Annotated in this window: 22 protein-coding genes; 9 read left to right on the top strand and 13 right to left on the bottom strand. The window is 28.6% G+C overall.

The features are described from left to right. Position 1: 1 nt before the first annotated feature. Genes trpB through ABXT52_RS00505 form a run of 11 tightly spaced genes read right to left on the bottom strand, consistent with a single transcriptional unit; the run spans position 2 to position 9485 of the window. On the bottom strand, positions 2-1234 hold the full coding sequence (trpB, locus tag ABXT52_RS00455; RefSeq protein ID WP_415271954.1) for a tryptophan synthase subunit beta: 1233 nt from the start codon (positions 1232-1234) through the stop codon (positions 2-4). Then, positions 1224-1853, bottom strand: a complete 630-nt coding sequence (locus tag ABXT52_RS00460) for a phosphoribosylanthranilate isomerase (protein WP_415271955.1) — start codon at positions 1851-1853, stop codon at positions 1224-1226. Before ABXT52_RS00460 ends, trpB begins: the two co-directional genes overlap by 11 nt. Next, positions 1850-2542, bottom strand: coding sequence for an orotidine-5'-phosphate decarboxylase (gene pyrF, locus ABXT52_RS00465; protein WP_415271956.1), 693 nt, complete (start codon positions 2540-2542; stop codon positions 1850-1852). Before pyrF ends, ABXT52_RS00460 begins: the two co-directional genes overlap by 4 nt. 32 nt (positions 2543-2574) lie before the next feature. Next, positions 2575-2823: an HU family DNA-binding protein gene (locus ABXT52_RS00470; protein ID WP_415271957.1), complete on the bottom strand. Its 249-nt coding sequence runs from the start codon at positions 2821-2823 to the stop codon at positions 2575-2577. Next, positions 2780-4558 (bottom strand): S1 RNA-binding domain-containing protein, encoded by a 1779-nt coding sequence (locus ABXT52_RS00475; protein ID WP_415271958.1) that lies wholly within the window; start codon positions 4556-4558, stop codon positions 2780-2782. The genes ABXT52_RS00470 and ABXT52_RS00475 overlap by 44 nt, the downstream gene beginning before the upstream one ends. Continuing rightward, complete coding sequence (cmk, locus tag ABXT52_RS00480) at positions 4558-5211, bottom strand: (d)CMP kinase (protein WP_415271959.1); 654 nt, start codon at positions 5209-5211, stop codon at positions 4558-4560. Before cmk ends, ABXT52_RS00475 begins: the two co-directional genes overlap by 1 nt. Next, entirely contained in the window at positions 5208-6536 is a 1329-nt protein-coding gene (gene aroA / locus ABXT52_RS00485) for a 3-phosphoshikimate 1-carboxyvinyltransferase (RefSeq protein ID WP_415271960.1), read from the bottom strand. Before aroA ends, cmk begins: the two co-directional genes overlap by 4 nt. 10 nt (positions 6537-6546) lie before the next feature. Further along, a complete protein-coding gene (locus ABXT52_RS00490; protein WP_415271961.1) occupies positions 6547-7323 on the bottom strand; it encodes an ATP-binding cassette domain-containing protein in 777 nt (258 codons plus the stop codon). Position 7324: 1 nt separating this feature from the next. Then, positions 7325-7900 carry a hypothetical protein gene (locus ABXT52_RS00495; RefSeq protein WP_415271962.1) on the bottom strand — a complete coding sequence of 192 codons (576 nt, stop codon included), beginning with the start codon at positions 7898-7900 and terminating at the stop codon, positions 7325-7327. Further along, positions 7901-8848 (bottom strand): KpsF/GutQ family sugar-phosphate isomerase, encoded by a 948-nt coding sequence (locus ABXT52_RS00500; protein ID WP_415272537.1) that lies wholly within the window; start codon positions 8846-8848, stop codon positions 7901-7903. A gap of 25 nt (positions 8849-8873) precedes the next feature. Next, positions 8874-9485 carry a ribonuclease D gene (locus tag ABXT52_RS00505; protein WP_415271963.1) on the bottom strand — a complete coding sequence of 204 codons (612 nt, stop codon included), beginning with the start codon at positions 9483-9485 and terminating at the stop codon, positions 8874-8876. A 16-nt stretch (positions 9486-9501) separates the two neighbouring features. Here ABXT52_RS00505 and ABXT52_RS00510 point away from each other — a divergent pair, with 16 nt between their 5' ends. Both ABXT52_RS00510 and ABXT52_RS00515 read left to right on the top strand, forming a co-directional pair. Next, the gene (locus ABXT52_RS00510; RefSeq protein ID WP_415271964.1) at positions 9502-9702 is read left to right on the top strand and encodes an NAD-dependent epimerase/dehydratase family protein; all 201 of its coding nucleotides are present in this window, start codon (positions 9502-9504) and stop codon (positions 9700-9702) included. Continuing rightward, positions 9686-10471 carry a complex I NDUFA9 subunit family protein gene (locus ABXT52_RS00515; RefSeq protein ID WP_415271965.1) on the top strand — a complete coding sequence of 262 codons (786 nt, stop codon included), beginning with the start codon at positions 9686-9688 and terminating at the stop codon, positions 10469-10471. The genes ABXT52_RS00510 and ABXT52_RS00515 overlap by 17 nt, the downstream gene beginning before the upstream one ends. Before the next feature lie 147 nt (positions 10472-10618). Here the strand turns inward: ABXT52_RS00515 and ABXT52_RS00520 are convergent, their stop codons facing one another. After that, positions 10619-11119 (bottom strand): GcrA family cell cycle regulator, encoded by a 501-nt coding sequence (locus tag ABXT52_RS00520; protein WP_415271966.1) that lies wholly within the window; start codon positions 11117-11119, stop codon positions 10619-10621. A gap of 124 nt (positions 11120-11243) precedes the next feature. On the opposite strand from ABXT52_RS00520, the gene ABXT52_RS00525 reads away from it, so the two are divergent. From ABXT52_RS00525 to argF, 3 genes are read left to right on the top strand one after another with little or no spacing between them, the layout of a single operon-like run. After that, entirely contained in the window at positions 11244-12056 is an 813-nt protein-coding gene (locus ABXT52_RS00525) for an ABC transporter permease (protein WP_415271967.1), read from the top strand. Between the two features lie 3 nt (positions 12057-12059). After that, a complete protein-coding gene (locus tag ABXT52_RS00530; protein ID WP_415271968.1) occupies positions 12060-13226 on the top strand; it encodes an aspartate aminotransferase family protein in 1167 nt (388 codons plus the stop codon). 2 nt (positions 13227-13228) lie between these two features. Beyond that, a complete protein-coding gene (gene argF / locus ABXT52_RS00535; protein WP_415271969.1) occupies positions 13229-14158 on the top strand; it encodes an ornithine carbamoyltransferase in 930 nt (309 codons plus the stop codon). Here the strand turns inward: argF and ABXT52_RS00540 are convergent. Next, on the bottom strand, positions 14150-14689 hold the full coding sequence (locus tag ABXT52_RS00540) for a c-type cytochrome (protein ID WP_415271970.1): 540 nt from the start codon (positions 14687-14689) through the stop codon (positions 14150-14152). The two genes, argF and ABXT52_RS00540, sit on opposite strands and share 9 nt — an antisense overlap. Positions 14690-14792: 103 nt before the next feature. On the opposite strand from ABXT52_RS00540, the gene kdsB reads away from it, so the two are divergent. From kdsB to ABXT52_RS00560, 4 genes are all read left to right on the top strand, one after another. Further along, on the top strand, positions 14793-15533 hold the full coding sequence (kdsB, locus tag ABXT52_RS00545; protein WP_415271971.1) for a 3-deoxy-manno-octulosonate cytidylyltransferase: 741 nt from the start codon (positions 14793-14795) through the stop codon (positions 15531-15533). 2 nt (positions 15534-15535) lie between these two features. Next, on the top strand, positions 15536-16366 hold the full coding sequence (locus tag ABXT52_RS00550) for a prephenate dehydratase domain-containing protein (protein WP_415271972.1): 831 nt from the start codon (positions 15536-15538) through the stop codon (positions 16364-16366). A 144-nt stretch (positions 16367-16510) separates the two neighbouring features. After that, positions 16511-18184 (top strand): DNA polymerase III subunit gamma/tau, encoded by a 1674-nt coding sequence (gene dnaX / locus ABXT52_RS00555; RefSeq protein WP_415271973.1) that lies wholly within the window; start codon positions 16511-16513, stop codon positions 18182-18184. A 3-nt stretch (positions 18185-18187) separates the two neighbouring features. Beyond that, positions 18188-18505, top strand: a complete 318-nt coding sequence (locus tag ABXT52_RS00560; RefSeq protein ID WP_271519748.1) for a YbaB/EbfC family nucleoid-associated protein — start codon at positions 18188-18190, stop codon at positions 18503-18505. Positions 18506-18507: the final 2 nt, after the last annotated feature.

Raw genomic sequence — 18507 nt, forward strand, 5'->3', positions numbered from 1 at the left:
TTTAGTTAATTTTTCCCAATCTTTCTTTTAAAATATCACGATCCTTTTTAGCATCACCACAAGAGTTTACTATAATGACAGTATCTTTGCTTAACCTTGGAGCAATTTTTATAGCTTCTGCAAAAGCATGACTAGGCTCAAGACTTGGGTTTATTTTTTCAAGTTTTGTAACTAGTTTGTATGCATTTAAAGCACCTTCATCAGTTGCAGATGTATATCTTGCTCTCTTGGTATCTTTTAAGAAACAGTGTATAGGTGACACACCAGGATAATCTAATCCAGCAGAAATAGAAGCTGTATCGTTAATTTGTCCTTCATTGTTCTGACAAACGTAAGCCGCAGCTCCATGCAATATTCCAAGTTTAGCACCATTAGTTAGAGGTGCTGCATGTAGTTTTGAATTTTTTGGTCCTCCAGCCTCAACACCAATTAATTCAATTTGTTTTTTATCATAATCGATAAACTCACTCCAAAAACCATAAGCAGAGCTTCCACCACCCACACAATTAATAAGTTTAATTTTTTTAGGCATCTTTTTAAATTCTGAATGAATTTGTATTTTTAGTTCTCTTGAAATTTGAGCTGTACTCCAACCACAAATTTTAACAAATATATTAGGACCAACTGTTGAACCAACACACATATGAGTGTTATCACAATTTGAAACCCAATAACGCATGCACTCACTAACAGCATCTACTAATGTTTGGCTTCCTGAATAGACGGGTACAACTTCTGCGCCATATTTTTTCATTGCATTTACATTAGGTTTTTGTCTTTTAATATCCTTTGCACCCATGAATATTTTGCATTTAAGGCCAAATTTTTTAGCAGCCATACTCAGCATCTTTCCAGCATAGCCTGCACCCGTATCACCAACGACATATTTTTTTCCAGCCTTTTTAGCAATAAGGCAATGAACTGTTGCATTATAAATTTTATGAGCTCCTCCGTTCGCCTCTGACACCATTTTGGCATATATTTGTGCTCCACCAAGATGATCGGATAGATTTTGAAGTTTAATAAATGAAGTAGGAGAACCTATGTAGTTTTTAAAATAATAGTCTCTTTCGTTAAGGAATTTCTTATCGTATCTAAGTTTGTCAAAAAGTTCAGTTAAGTCCTCAATGGGCTTTTTTAAAGTTTCAGGTATAAAATTACCACCAAATTTACCCCCCCAAAATCCATTTTTATTGTGCTGATCAATTAGAGGAATTTTTTTTTTAAGCTTCATTGTTAATTATTTTAATTTTGTTTAAAAAAATATTTATTTTTGAAATATCTTTTAATCCAGATGTTTCTAGACCTCCAGAAATATCTATAATGTCTGCTATTTCTTTATAGTTTTCAAGGTTATCTTCAATTTGAATATTCCCAGCAAGCATCAATTTTTTATTAATTTTAATATTTTTAATTAATTGATGATCAAAGGACATACTTTTTTCATAACCTTTGCTGTCGAATAATATTATATCTGCAAGTTCATTATATTCTAAATATTTAACTGTATCATTTTGATCCTTTACAGTTATTGCAACAATAATTTTCTTATTATATTTTTCTTTAATTGATTTAACCTCAGCAGTCGTGCAGTCATAAAGTTGATAATAATCGAATGGTAAATCCTTTATTTTTTCTAATATATCTTCATTAGGTTCAACCAATATAGCAACATATTCTGATTTTTTTTTATCAACTTTTAATAGTTCTTTAAGCTTGTCGTGTTCAACAAATCTTTTTGATTTAGGCCAATTACAAATAAAACCTATCATCTTAGGTGGGGTAGGATGAGAAGTTAAAAATTCTAAAGTTTTAGAGTCGGAGATCCCACAAATCTTGCAGGATAGTATCATTGATCTAAATGACTAATTAATCTTTTAATGTTATTTTTGATATTACCCTTTACCAATGATCTTCCCATTACAATACCAGAAACATTATTTTTAAAAGCATCATTAGGAGTCATTACTCTAGATTGATCATTTACATCATCTCCGGGTAATCTTATTCCTGGTGTAACAATAAATAAATCTTTGTATTTTTTCCTAACTATTTTTGCCTCTCGTGCAGAACACACAATTCCAGCTGCGCCTGATTTTTTTATAAGGCCAGCTTGTTTTAATACTAATTGCTCTACTGTTTTGGTGTGACCAATTTCTTTAAGAGATTTATTATTAAGGCTTGTTAAGATTGTAACTCCTAATACTTTTAAATTTTTGTTAATTGCTTTAGCTTTTTTTGTAATAGCTTTAAGCATTTCAAGGCCACCATTTGTATGAACTGTAATATATTTACATTTTTTTAAATCTTTTAAACTATCCATTGCAGATAAAGCAGTTTGTGGAATATCGTTTATTTTTAAATCTAAGAAATAATCTCTTTTAAAATTTTGAAGAAAAGCTCTCCCATTCTTTGAATAAAAAAACTGTAAGCCAAATTTTGGAATTATTTGAAGTTTGTTAGTTTTTGTGTTGTTAATTATTTTTTTTATTTCTTTTAAGTTTGATGCGTCACAAGCAATAAAGATATTTTTATTCATCATTGTTTAATTTTTTAAACATTTCCTTAGACATTTTAAAGTGAATTGTTTTTTTTTTCAGGTGTATTTACTTTCCCCCCTGTTTTTGGATTTCTTGATATTCTTGCTTTTTGAATATTAGTAGAAAACATTCCAAATCCTCTTAATTCTACACGATCCCCTCGTTTAAGAGCCTGCTTTATTTCATTAAGAATAATATCAGTAAACTTTTCTAGGTCTCTTTTTAAAAAATTTGGGTAGTTATTCGAGAGCTGTTTTAGAAGCTTTGATTTTACAATGGCCAATTTCTATTCGTCTTTTTTTTTTCTTTTTCTTTAAATCTTCTGAAAGAGATGAGAATGGAAGGTTTTTTCCAGAGCCTTCAGCACCATATTTATCTAACGCATCTTTTTTTTCTATTTCTTCAAGCAATTTGATACTTAATGTAGCTTTTCGTTTGTTTAAATCTAGTTCTGCTATCGCACAATCAATTCTTTCTCCACCTGTAAATCTAGCGGGTCTAGCATCTGCTGCATTAATAGCTATTGCAGATTTTTTAATGATAAAGTCCATTTGGCACCCCTCAGGTCTTACAACAAGTCCTTTAGCATCAGTTGAAATGATTTTAACAGTAACAGTCTGTTTAACTTTTTTATCATTAAACCAATCAAAAGGATCTGGTTGAGTTTGGCGCAAACCAACTCTAACTTTTTGCTCATCTTTTTTTATTTCTAAAACTTTAACTTTTAATTTGTCACCAACCTTATATTTGGCCAATTCTTCTTCACCGTTATTCAAATATGTAAGATCATTGCAGTGTAAGAATGCATCAATATCTAGCCCATTAATTTTTAGGAATATAGAATATTCATTTTTACTAGAAACTTCACCCTCAACTTCAGATCCAATTGGATATTTATCTTCAAAAGTTTCAAAAGGATTTTCAGTAGTTAAACGATGTGAGATCGCAACTCTTCTTTTTTCTTTGTCAATTTCAGTAATAATACAATTTATTTCATCACCTACTTTAAACATTTTTTTTGCTGATATATTTTTCTTAGTCCAGCTCAGTTCACTTGAATGAAGTAAAGTTGATAAACCTTTTTCAAGTTCACAAAATGCACCAAAGTCCATTAGTTTAACTACTTTAACTTTGTAAAGTTTATTTAACTCATAGTTTGATATATTTTCAAATGGATCTGGTGAAAGTTGTTTTAAGGAACATCCAACTTGTAATTTTTCTTTATCAACTGAGATAACCAGCAGGTCATGTTTTTCACCAATTGTAAAAACCTCATCAGGGTGATTAACTCTTGAGTATGATATTTCTTGAAGGTGAACTAGAACATCCAACTCACCATTAACACTAAAGAAACATCCGAATGAGCTGTAACCTTTTACTTCAGCACCTTTAATTATATCTCCAACTTTAAATTTTTCTATAATTTTAATCTTATCTTCTTTTTTAAATGACGAAATAATTTCTCTTCTTGAAACACAAGCGTTACCTCTAACTTTGTCTAATTTGATTAGAGCAAATTTTTGTGGCTCATTCATTAAATGACTAATATCCTTTAATGGTTTATCTGAAATTTGTGATCCTGGTAAAAACATTAAAGATCCTGTGTCTATATGTTCAACAATACATCCACCTTTAACACGTCCAGTAATTTTTCCCATGATAGGTTCATTTTTTTCATAAGCCTCAACAAGTTTGTCCCAACCTTGAATTTTTTGTGCTTTTGAAGCTGACACTAAAACTTCACCCTTTTTGTCTTCTAATCTTTCAAGTAGTACCGAAATTTTTTCACCTATTTTTGCTTTGTCAAGCATACCCATACTTTTTAATTCATTAATATCTAGGATAGGCTCTGATTTTAACCCAGGCACTTCAAGAAATACAAAGTTATCAGTAACTTTATTTACTACACCAGTGATGATTTTTCCTTCTTCTAGATTTTCTGTTTTAGTAAACTGTGAATTTAATAATTGTTCGAACTCTTTAGAGGCGGGGTTTGAAAGGTCTTTATAAATTTCCATTAAGTTTTTAATTTCTTATCCATAATTTGTTTAATTTTTAAAAAGCATGATCTTTTAGTTAAATTTGTAGTATTAATCAAGATCGAATCTCGAGTTTTCTTAAGTGGTGAAATTTTTCTGTTATAGTCACTTTTATCACGATTTTTGATACTTTTTAGGACTTCATCAAAAGATACTTTCTTATTTAGTCCTTTTAACTCTTTATATCTTCTGAAAGCTCTAGTCTTAGTATTTGCCGTTATAAAAAATTTAAAATCAGCATCAGGAATTATCTTATAAGTTATGTCTCTTCCATCTAAACAAGATCCATTATACTTTTTAGGAGGATGATAGGCACTTTTAATTTGAAATGCATGAACAAGTTTTCTTATTTTTTTATCTTTTGATATAATTGATGCCATTGTTCCAACTTCATCCGATAATAATTTTTTATTTTGCAGATCTTTCATAGTTAATTTGAGCATCTTTTTTTTTATTAAGCTATGACTATATTTATTTTGTTGAGTGAGTTTAATATTTGCAATTAACCTATAAATTTTTCCTGTATCCAAGTAAAACAAGTTGAAATGTTTAGAAATTAATTTTGCTTGTGTGCCTGCACCAGCAGCAGCAGGAGAGTCTATTGCAATTTTAATTTTTTTTTTTAATTTCATAAAGGTTTATTGTTTATGTTTTTGACTATTTTTAAAAATGAAGGAAAGGATGTGTTTATAGAATCTTTATCGTGTATCTTCCATTTTCCGCCAAAGGTTAATGCAGCAATAGTGCTCATCATAAAAATTCTATGATCTTTTAAATAGTTTTTAATTATAATTGGTTTTTTTATTTCTAAATTGGGCTGTCCATAAATCTTAATAGAATCTTTTGTCAAATCTGTTTTTATACCCATCTTATTTAAAATTTTAGAACCCCAAATTAACCTTGGACTTTCTTTTTGGTTTAGTTCTGAAAGATCTTTAAAATAAGAAATACCCTTTGCTTTTGCTGCAATTAAAAAAATTACTAAAAATTCATCTATGGCACTACTATTTAATTCTATTGGACAATTAATAGCTTTAAGTTTTTTTGAACTTTTTATTAAAATATCAGAAATTTTTTCTCCTCTATAATTTTTTTGGTTTTTGAGTATTATTCTAGCTCCCATTTTTTTTAAGATTGTAATAACTCCCACTCTAGAAGGATTGATATTTACATTCTTAATTAGAAGTTTTGAATCATTAGCAAGCGTTGTTAGTACTATAAAAAAAGCACTTGAACTTATGTCTCCTGGAATTTGATAATTGAAGGCATTAATTTTTTTTGGTTTTTTAATATCTATAAAATCAAATTTTTTAGTCTTTCTCACTTTGATTGGAATTTTTAAATATTTAAAAAGTAGCTCTGTGTGATTCCTAGATTTTTTTGCTTTAATAGAAGTTGTTCCTGATGAATTAAGTGCTGCTAACATAATACTACTTTTACACTGAGCAGATCCTTTATTTTCAACGTAATTAATCCCTTTTAGTGATTGAAAACCTAGAATTGATAGTGGAAGTTTATTTTTTACTTTATAAAAAAATCTAGCTCCAAATTTTTCTAATGGTACGGTAACCCTAGAAAAATCTCTTTTTGAAAGACTTTTATCACCTATTATTTTTATTTTTATAGGTGATTTAATTAATAATCCCAATATTAATCTCCCTAGTGTTCCAGAATTTTTAGAATCTATCACTAAACCACTTTTATATTTAAAATTATTAATTCCTTTCCCGTATATTTCGCAATGATCTTTGCGCACTATAACTTTTATCCCTAATTTTTTTATAGCCTCTAATGCAGCAACTACGTCTTCAGACATTAACAAATTGTAGCTTCTTGATTTTCCAATAGCTTGGGAGGCTAAAAGAACCCATCTAATAGACAAGCTTTTATCTCCACTTACAACGATTTTTTTATCAAAAGTATTTATTTTTTTATTAATAAATAATTGGTTAGTCATTTATAATTTATTAGTTGATCTTAAATGAACTTCCGAAATATGCTGTTTTTGCTTCTGCATTATTTATAAGCATTGAAGGTGTACCTTTAGCAACGACCTTACAATTAGACAGAACTATTGCAACATCAACACACGAAAGAAGGTCTCTTGCTTGATGGTCACAAATACAGATGCTTATGTTTTTTTCCGCTTGTAGACTAACAATTAGTTCTTGAAGCATCTTAATTGTCATCACATCAAGAGCTGCAAAACATTCATCTAAAAGTAGAACTTTAGGATCTCCCATTAATGCCATCGCTATAACTAATTTTTTTTTTTGACCACCAGATAAAAATTTTGCCTGTACATTTAGAATTGAATCAAGTTCAAACCTAGAAATCAGATAATCTATTTTAGTATTTCTGTCAGTAATGTTTTGTATCAAGACTTCACTTACTGCTTTTAGATTATCTAGCAAAGTTAGTTCATGAAAATAGCCACCATATTGTGGCACATAGCCAATTTTAAATTTTTGTGTTCTTTCTGCTATTGGGTAATTTAAGACATTCTCACCATTAATTATTATTGATCCAAAGTCTGGTTTTATTAAACCAATAATTAAATTGAATAATGTAGATTTTCCAACTCCATTAGGTCCAAGCATGCCTAAAATTTCACCACTATTAACGTTAAAATTAATATTATCTAATATTTGTCGTTTACCAAATGACAAAGAAATTTTTTCCATTCTAATTAAAGGTTTATTTTCTTTAAATGATTTAATTCTAAATTTTTTTATTATTGCCATTTTACTTTTTAATAATTTTTATTTTTTTGTTATTATCTGTATATATTTTAGAGTTTTTTGTTATTAAATCAATTTCTATCTTGTCAGCAAAAAGTTCATAATCAAAACTTTTATAAACCACATCTGTATACAGCCACGCAAAATTTTTTTGAAAAGATAGGTCCATATTTTCTGTAAAAATTACATGATCTAAGTACTTTAATTCAACATCTTTATTAAAATTTGTTTCATGGTTTATTAAGTTATATTTGGCTGAAAATGAATTTATATAAATTGTATCTTTTTTAAATATTTCCACTTTTGCAAAAACGTTATTCATCAAAATGATATCAGGATTATTAACATCTACCTCCCCATATTCTGAGTAAATAAAATACTTATTACCACTAATATCTGTATTTTCATATTTCATATCTTTTATTAAATTACCTTTTGCTTCTAAACTCTTAGAATTATCATTAGTTTTTTGTGTGATTGATGACTGTTTATTTGATGAAAAATATTTAAAATAAAATGAACATAAAATAATTAAAAAAAATGCGCTAAATATAAATTGAATTATTGTTTTATGTTTCATCTATTCAATATTCGCTTGAAGAATATTGTGAATATGTAAAATTCCAACAGTTTTATTTTTGTTATTGTCTTTGTGAACACATAGAGAGGTAATTTTCTTTGTATTCATTATAGATAAAGCTTTTTCAGCAAGAGTCTCTTGATTAATGCTGACAGGGTTCTTGGTCATAACTTTTCTGACAGATAAATCTTGGAGATTATCGCTTTTTTCATTGAATCTTCTAATTTGCCCATCTGTAATTATTCCTGTGGTGATTTTCTTATTATTTTGAACAATTAAAGTACCAAGTTTTTTGTTTGAAATAATTTGTAAAGCTTTTTTCATGTTCAAGTTTTCATTAACAAATGGAATTTTACTTCCTGTAATCATTAATTCCTCGACAGTTCTAAGTTGTGCACCAAGATTTCCAGAAGGATGAAACTTTTTAAAATCTTTTTTATTAATATTTTTTTTATTCAATAAAGCAACTGCTAACGCATCGCCTATACTTAATTGATTAATTGTGCTTGAAGTTGGAACAATTCCTAGACCTGCCTCAGTTACTTCTGGAATAAGAAGCTTGATATCAGAAGCTTTGCATAATACCGAATTTTTTTTAGACATTATTCCTATTAGAGTAATCTTATTTCGATTTGCATATTTTATAATATTTTTTAGTTCTTCGGTAGAACCAGAGTAACTTATTAAAATTAAGATATCTTTTTTTGAAATGCTACCAAGGTCACCGTGAGAACAGTCGTTTGCAGATAGTGAAAATGAAGGTGTTCCAACTGAAGAGAGTGTTGCTGAAATTTTGGCTGCTATTAATCCACTTTTACCAACTCCACATAATATTACTTTAGACTGACAGTTTGCTAATGACTCGACTGCTTCATTAAAAGAATTACTAATTGAATTTTTTAATTTTTTTAAAGCTTTGATTTCAAGATCAATTACACTTTTTGCAATTTTTTTATAATTTTTTTTTTTTCATTTAATGAGACCATATATCGTCTTTAAATAAAGCCAAATCAAGATCCACTCTGGTTTTTAAAAATGCTAAACAGTCTTTATATAAATCAACTCGTTTTTCTCTTACAAGAATTTTATTTAATTCATTATGAATTTTATGCAAATAAATAACATCATTGGCACAATATTTTAATTGAGCTGGAGATAGTTCTCCCCCAAAATCTGAACTTTGAAATTGTTTACTTACATCTACATTCATAAATTCTTTAATTAAAGTTTTTAGGGAGTGACTATCTGAATAGGATCTGGCTAACTTCGAAGCAATTTTTGTATCAAGAATATTATTAGTTTCTGTCTTCAGGTAATGTTTTATGTGAGCCATGTCCGCCCTACCATAATGAAATATTTTTGTGATTTTTTTGTCAGAAAGAATTTTATTTAAATTCGGTGCATCATATTTTTCCCTATCAAGCTGGATAATATGAGCATCAGAATTACCAGTTGATATTTGAATAAGACATAAAGGGTCGCGCCTAACATTGAGACCCATAAACTCTCCATCAACTGCTATAATATTGCCTAAATCTAAATCTTCTGGTAGATCACTCTTGTGAAGTTTAATATCAATATTCATTTTTAATTATATATATATGAAAGCAAAAAATTGTCTAATCTTTGGCGGAAGTGGTCAAATAGGTCGTCATTTAATAAGAAAGCTTACTAAAAATAATTATAAAGTAACTGTGGTTACTAGAAACCTACATCAAAAAGGATATGCAATAAAAACTCAAGCTAATGCAGGTTACATAGATATTGTTGAAGCAAATATTTTTGATGAAAAAAAAAATTAGAAAGCTTTTCTCCCAAACAGATATTTGTATAAATTTAATTGGTATTTTGTATGAAAGTGGCAAAGGTAATACTTTCAAAAATATTCACTCTGTTTTTCCATCTATTTTAGCCAAACTATGTAAAGAATATAAAGTTCAGCAATTTATTCATTTGTCAGCATTAGGAGTAAACAATGCAATAGATTCAGAGTATGCAAAAAGTAAATTAGATGGCGAACCTAGTATTCAAAAAAATTTTCCATTAGCAACCATATTAAGGCCTTCTGTAGTTTATTCAGTTGATGATAATTTTACTACGTCTTTTATGACTTTACTAAGTAGGCTTCCGTTTTTCCCACTTTATTACAATGGAGCAACTAAATTTGCTCCAATACATTGTTCGGATTTAACAGATACTATTTATCATGTTATCTCTAAAAATATTTATTCTAAAATTGTAGAGTGTGTTGGGCCAGACGTCTTATCTTTAAAAGAAATTTTGAAAAAATTATTACATTTAATAGATAAAAAAAGATTGTTAGTTCCATTACCTCTTTTTGCAGCAACTATGTCTGCTAAAGTGTTTCAATTATTTCCAAAGCCACTTTTAACAATAGATCAGCTTACACTTTTAAAATATGACAATGTTCCTTCAGGTAAATATCAAACTAATGCTGATATTGGAGTTCCAAGTACGAGAGTATTTGATAGTGAAGTAGAAAAATATAGCTATATGTGGAGAGAAGGTGGACAATTTTCTACAAAAAAATATAACCCTACTAATTCTTAATAGAATTTCTTATACTAAAATTAGATGATTATTTATGATAATTAATATTATTTATTTTTTCTTTCCTAATTTATCTAATCATAAAATTTTTGATCAGAGGGTTTAATGGAAGGAATAAGAAATAAGATTAATTAAATTTAAAAGTTATTAAGCAGTATTAATTTTCTTATCAATATACTGAGGTGCCTCTTCATCTTTGTCAACTACAGGCTCTTCTTTTCTTCCTTTTGGCTGATACGCGTATAACAAATGAAGTTTACAATATGAAAAATCTTTTAGAGACGATCGTCCACAAAAATAAAATGACTGTTCTTCAGGATGTCCTATAGGCCATTTACAAGAGCTTTCATCTAGTTCCTCTAATTTCTTTGGATTTTCTGGTTCAAAATCTTTTTCAATAATTAAGGACTGAAATTTGCTTTTTCTACCTCTTTTTTGTTTGGAAGAGTTTTCTTCCGAACTGTTATCAAAATTTTGACTTGAAGATGCATTTCTAGTTTTAATTTTTGATGATAAATTTAATCTATGAGCTTTGCCAATTACTGCATTTCTACTAATACCACCAATTATTTCAGCGATTTGGCTTGCAGTACTTCCTTTACCCCAAAGTTGTTTTAACTTTTCTACTTTTTCTTCGTTCCAGCTCATATTCTATATTTAGTATGTTAATTAATTTTTATAACTATATACAGATCACACAAGATTAAAAAAAAAGACAATGGATTTTTCTGTTTTATACACATCTTTTTTTAAAACTTATATATGATTACTTATGGTTGAATTGAATAAAAAATATCATATCGGAGTTAAAAAGTTTGGCTTTATAAATTGGATTGGCTTTAAAAGTTTATGGCTTAAAGAGTGCAACAGGTTTATGGCAGTTTGGCAACAAACTTTGCTATCTCCACTTGTTTCTAGTTTGTTATTTTTATCAGTTTTATCACTAGCTTTAGGCAATAATAGAGGGGATGTGCTTGGTTATTCTTTTATAAGTTTTTTAGCACCCGGCTTAATTGCGATGAGTATTTTAACACAGTCATTTAGTCATTCTGTTTCTTCATTAATGATAGGAAAGATTCAAGGAAACATTGTTGATATGCTTTACGCACCATTGTCAGCACTTGAAGTTTCAATGGCAATAATACTTGCAGCCTTAACAAGAAGTTTTTTAATAGCTATAATTTCTATAGGTGTTTTTTCTTTAATAGTTGAAATACCAATACATAGTATTTTATATATTTTTGTATTTGGGTTTTTGGGTGCATTTATACTTGGAAGCCTTGGCTTTATAACTGGTCTCTGGGCTGAAAAGTTTGATCATACAGCGACTGTAACAAATTTTATAATAACTCCATTAAGTTTTTTATCTGGAGTATTTTATTCAATAGATAAACTTCCACAATTTTTTCAAACAATAAGTCATATTAATCCATTTTTTTATATGATTGATGGTTTTAGATATGGTTTTTTAGGTAAGTCAGATGGATCAATAAATCTAGGATTGATATACCTATCAATACTAAGTGTTTTAATATGGTATGTGGCTTTTTTTCTTTACAAAAAAGGTTATAAAATTAAATCTTAGTTAATGAGCGCTTTAGCAAAAAATTATAACAGAAAACCAATTTCCTTTAAGTATGGTAAGGGAAGTTTTTTATATTCTACTAATGGAAGAAAATATTTAGACTTTGTTCAGGGAATAGCAGTTAATTCCTTGGGGCATTCAAACCCATATTTGGTAAAAGCAATTAATAAGCAATCCAGAAAACTTTGGCATGTTTCTAATGCATTCATCATTCCGGAGGGAGAGAAATTAGCTAAAAGATTAGCAAAAAAAACTTTTGCAGATTTTATTATTTTCCAAAATAGTGGGGCAGAAGCTACAGAGGCTGCAATTAAAGTTGCTAGAAGATATTTTTATTCAATAGGGCAACCTTCAAAAAATAGAATTCTCTGTGTTAAAAATTCATTTCATGGAAGAACTTTAGCTACAATTTATGCTAGTGGATCAAAAAAGATGACGGAAGGTTTTGGACCAAAAGTGGATGGGTTTGATCATTTTGAATTTGGGAACCATAAGAATTTTAAAAAAAAAATAACAAAAAGAACAGCTGCAATTATGGTTGAAACTGTGATGGGAGAAGGGGGAATTAAAGTTATTCCCAATTGGTGTTTAAAAGAATTGAGAAAAATTTGTGACAAGAAAAAAATTTTATTAATTTTAGATGAGGTGCAGTGCGGAATTGGAAGAAGTGGAAATTTTTTTGCATTTGAAAATTCAAAGATTAAGCCTGATATTGTACCAATAGCAAAAGGTATTGGCGGCGGTTTTCCACTGGGTGCAGTCTTAATGAATAAAAAAGTAGCATCAGGAATGACAGCTGGAACTCATGGATCAACATTTGGTGGTAATCCGCTTGCCATGTGTGTTGGAAATGCTGTTTTAGATCAAATATTGAAAAAAGGATTTCTTTCAAATGTTAAAAAATTATCAAAATATTTTCACTCAGAATTAAGTAAATTGAAAAGAGAGTTTCCTAAAGTAATTAAAGAAGTAAGAGGTGTTGGTTTACTAATAGGATTACAACTGCATAATGATCAAGCAAAATTTGTACAGAAACTAATGGATAATAAATTATTAACAATTAGGGCAGCTGAAAATGTTATTAGAATATTACCCCCTCTAAATGTTAAAAAAGAAGAAATAAATATAGCAATAAAAATTATTAAAAAAGTGTGCTCTACTTATAAATAAAAATGAAACATTTCATCAACCTTAAAGACATACCTTCAGCAGACCTTAAAAAGATCATCGCTGATGCAAAAAAAAGAAAACAAAAAAGAAAAAATTATAACACTATAGAAATTGATAAGGACAAACCTTTAAAAGGTAAATTGCTTATTCAAATGTTTGAAAAAGCAAGTTTAAGAACACGATTAAGTTTTTATCTTGCAATAAAACAATTAGGTGGAGGAACCATAACTCTTAGAGCTAACGAATTACACTTAGGAAAAGGTGGAGAAAGTCTAGCAGATACAGCCAAAATCTTATCGACTTATGGAGATGGTTTTATGCTGCGAAGTGATAGTGATGAAAAAATAGCAGAATTTAGTAAATATTTAAAGATACCTGTAATAAATGGTTTAAGCCCATCATCTCATCCAACGCAAGTGCTATCAGATATTTTTACTGTGGAAGAAATTAAAAAAAAATCTATTTCTAAATTAAATATTTGTTGGATTGGAGATTCAAATAATGTTCTAAATAGCTTGATTGCTGCTTCAGTTAAATTTTCTTTTAATTTAAATATTGGTTGTCCTAAAAATTATGAGCCTAAAAAATTTGTATTAGACTGGGTTAAAAAAAATAAAAGAAAAATTCATATTTTTAATGATGCAAGAAAAGCAGTAAAAAATGCTGATGTAATTTTTTCAGATAAAGTAATTTCGTTGAATGATAGAGTTAATAAAAATAAAAAGATTAAAGATTTCAAAAACTTTCAAATTAATTCAAAATTGATGAGTTTTGCTAAAAAAGATACAACTTTTTTACACTGTCTTCCAAGGGGAGAAGAGGTTACGGGAGATGTTTTTTTGGGAAAAAATTCTAAAGTATGGTTGCAGGCTTTAAATAGAGTGCATGTTCAAAAAAGTATTTTATTATATTGTTTTGGGAAATTAAGGTAGCTGTTTAGGGCTATCACTGCTTTGATTTAAATATTTAATTACAGAAGCTCTGTCTTTCTCTTTTCTTAAACCAGCATATGACATTTTAGTTCCTTTTATATAAGAAGCAGGTTTTTTTAAGAATCCATTTAATTCTTCAAATGACCATTCTTTACCATATGAAGCTAAAGCTTTAGAGTATTTATAATCATCTACTCCACCAACTGTTCTACCAACAACATTATATAATGCAGGACCAATCTTATTTTTACCACCTTTATTTATTGAGTGGCATGCTGCACATTTTTTAAAAATTTTTTCACCAGAAGCAACATCGCCCAGCGCCATTATAGCTACAATATCTACTTTTTGTTCAACTTCAGCAACTTGAGATGTTGCAGAGGCTAGTTGTCCCTCTACTTCAACTTTATACCCAGGATTTTCTGGTTTATCTACTTGAAAGACACCATCTGCAATCTTTCCTAAACCGATTATAAGTAGTGCAACCATTAAAATTGCTGCAATAATTTTATTAAGCTCGAACGAATCCATATAATTATTATTATTTTGCAGATATAACATGATAATTAAAAAAATACTTAATTTTTAATTTTTAATTTTGCGTCTGTTAGACGCACAAAATGGTAAATTTGTAATGGCTAAAACATTAATATTAATTCCATCAAGAATGTCGGCAAATAGATTGCCGGGTAAACCACTTTTAAAAATTAATAATTTATCAATGATTTCTCATGTTTTTAAAAAAGCTGAGGAAGCAAAAATTGGCGAAGTTGTAGTAGCAACAGAAGATAAAGAAATAGTTGATGATGTTGAAAAAAATGGAGGCAAAGCCATTTTAACTGGTAGCACTCACAAAACTGGTACAGATAGAATTTTTGAGGCTTATGAAAAACTCAACATCAAGGACATTGATTTTATACTAAACCTCCAAGGGGATGAGCCAAATATCGACAAAAATGATATTATAAGTTTAAATAACTTTATGATTAATAACAATTCTGAAATTGGAACACTAGCAGCAGAAATTAAAAATGATAAAATGCTAAATAATCAAAATGTAGTTAAGGTTATTACAGAAACAAAATTAGAAAAGAATAATTTTCCAAAAGCACTAAATTTTACTAGAGATAGTTTTTCAAAAAATAATCAAAATATTTATCATCATATTGGAATCTATTCATATAAAACAAGTATATTAAAAAAATTTGTTAGTCTGGATCAAACATCAAGTGAAAAGCAAAATAAATTAGAGCAGCTAAGAGCATTAGATAATAATTTGAAAATCAGTGTTGCTTTGGCAAATTTTTCTCCTATAGGCGTAGATACAAAGGAAGATTATCTGGCTATAAAAAAAATTATGGAATATAAATCATAAAAATGAGCAAAATTTATTTTCAAGGCACATTTGGTGCATATTCACATCTAGCAGCGTTAGAAATAGATCCTAAAGCAGAGGTAATTCCATGCAAAACATTTGATGAATGTTTTTTAAAAACATCTCAAGATAAAAATTCAAGAATGATAATTCCTGAATCAAACCGAATTACAGGAAATATTGGAATCGAATATCTTATTTTTAAGTATAGACTGAATATTTATGCTGAACATTTTCATGAAATTGAACATAATTTATTAGGACAACCAAGTAGTAATTTAAGTGATATAAAAGATGTCTATTCTCACTCTCAAGGCTTATCACAATGCTCTAAATTTATTAAAAAAAATAATTTAGTCGAGCATATTCGTGCTGATACTGCTGGTTCAGCTGAGACAATCTCAAAAACCAAAATTAAAACTGAAGCAGCAATTGCCTCTTCTTTGAGTGCAGAAATTTATGATCTAAAAATACTTTCAAAAAATATTGAGAATGAAAAGGGTAATGCCACAAGGTTTTTGATTATGGGCAATGAAGTTTTACAGCCTAATTTTGATGATAAGAAATATATAACTTCTTTTCTATTTAAACTGAAAAGTAAGCCTGCAGCTCTGTATCAATCGTTAGGTGGTTTTGCGATAAATGGAGTTAACCTTACAAAGCTTCAAAGTTATCCAGAACAAAATTCATTTGAGTCATACTTTTTCTTATGTGATTTAGAAGGCCATATCGAAAATCCAAAAGTTCAAAAATCTTTGGAAGAATTAGGACTTCATTGTCAAGATTTTCACGTACTAGGTGTTTTTGAAGCTGATAAATTTAGAGAAAAATAATCCAGAAACTTTTCTTGTAGATTAGAAAACATTACTGTTATAATGGTCTTGGAGGCTAGAGGTGAGTGCTGCTTGAACCCGACCAGATCTTAACGGAAGCAGTCGTAGAGACAGTTATTTAGGTTCTAGTCTCCTTTAAATAAAATGAATAAAAATACAAAAGTTTTAGCTTTAAAGTATAGACCTCAGACATTTAATGATCTTATAGGGCAAGATGTTGTTGCGGAAACAATCTCTAATTCTATTAAAGCTGATAAAGTGCCTAATGCCTATCTTTTTACTGGAATTAGAGGAATAGGAAAAACTACTACAGCAAGAATTGTTGCAAAATCTTTAAATTGTTCAAATGGAATAGATAACTTGTGTAAAGAAGAACTTTGTGAAAATTGTAATGCAATTTCTAACTCAAATCATATTGATGTATTGGAAATGGATGCAGCAAGTAAAACAGGAGTAGACGATGTAAGAGACCTTATTGAATTTTCTAGATATGGCCCAACTACTGCCAAATATAAGATATTTATAATTGATGAAGTGCACATGCTTAGCAAACAAGCTTTCAATGCATTGTTAAAAACTTTAGAGGAGCCTCCAGAATATTTAAAATTTATTTTTGCAACAACAGAAATAAAAAAAATTCCAATTACAGTGATCTCACGTTGTCAAAGATTTGATTTATCTAGAATTAAATCTTTAGAGTTGTTTGATTTTATTAAGAAAATTAAAGAAAAAGAAAATGGCAACGCATCAGATGATGCTCTTAAATTAATTGTTAAAATTTCTGAGGGTTCAGTTAGAGATGCACTATCTTTACTTGATAGGGCTCTACTTACTTTGGATAAAGATAAAGAATTAGATCTTGCAGCAACACAAAAAATATTTGGTTATTTTGATAAGTCTCAATTAATTGATTTATTTGAATTGATATTTGAGGGTAAAGAAACTGAAGTTCTCAACACTTATAGAGAAATATATAACCAGGGTGTTGAACCAAAAATTTTTATTAATGATTTTTTAGAACTCTTGTATTATTTTAAAAATATCGATTCACTAAATTTAGATGGTAATAATTTTTTATTGAATGATGAAGAGTTTAATAAAATTAAAAATCTTTCAGAAAAAGTTAACAATGAAACCTTAATATTATTTTGGCAATTTACTATTAAAACACTTGAGGAGCTTGATATTGTTTCTAATCAACATTTATCAATGGAAATGTTCTTAATTAGACTAATTCATTTAAGAGGCATTAAACAAGATAGTGATGATTATAACAAAGATAGTAGGCCAATAGCCGAAAGTGAAAATCAAACATCTTTTACACCAAAAAAAATAAACGAAGATATATTTGGAATAAAAGATAAAGCAGAGACTATAGGGCAAATGAAAAATATTGTTCAAGAAAAAGATATCAAAGAAAAAGAAAATAATAACATTGAAACAAATACCAGTCTTATAAATTCATTTGATGATCTATTAAAAGCATGCTCTTCTAAAAAAGAGATTAAATTAAAATATGAATTAGAAAAAAATGTTAACCTTGTTAGTTTTGAAAACAAAAGAATTGAAATATCATTTAATGAAGATTTAGATAAAGATTTTATTAAAGAACTTTCAACAAAACTTTTCGAATGGACCAATGAAAGATGGATTATAAGTCTAAGCAAAACCAAAGGACAGCCATCTAAAAAAGAAGAAGAAATTAACCAAAAAAAAGATTTGATAGAAAGTGTAAAAAATTCTTCAATTTATAAAGATATTTTAAAAAGTTTCCCTGACGCAGAACTTATTGACGTTAAACCTAGAAAAGAAGATTAAAGAATGACTGATTTTACAAAAATTTTAGATAAAGCAAAAGAATTAGAGGCTAAAATGAAAGAGAGCCAAGAAAAAATAAAAAACATTCAAGTAGAAGGAACATCTGGTTCAAATTCTGTAAAAGTTACTTTAAATGGCGAAAATGAAATGATCAAAATTGACCTTTCAGATGAAATATTAAAGGAAAATAAGATTATAATCGAAGATTTGATAGTGGCTGCTCATAACAATGCAAAATCGGAATTGAAATCCAAGACATCTGAAGAAATTTCTAAGTCTACAAGTGGATTTGGTATTCCTGGTTTTAAATGGCCACTTTAAGA

It is taken from the genome of Candidatus Pelagibacter sp. Uisw_121 (assembly GCF_047722545.1).
In the GTDB taxonomy this organism is placed as follows: Bacteria; Pseudomonadota; Alphaproteobacteria; order Pelagibacterales; family Pelagibacteraceae; genus Pelagibacter.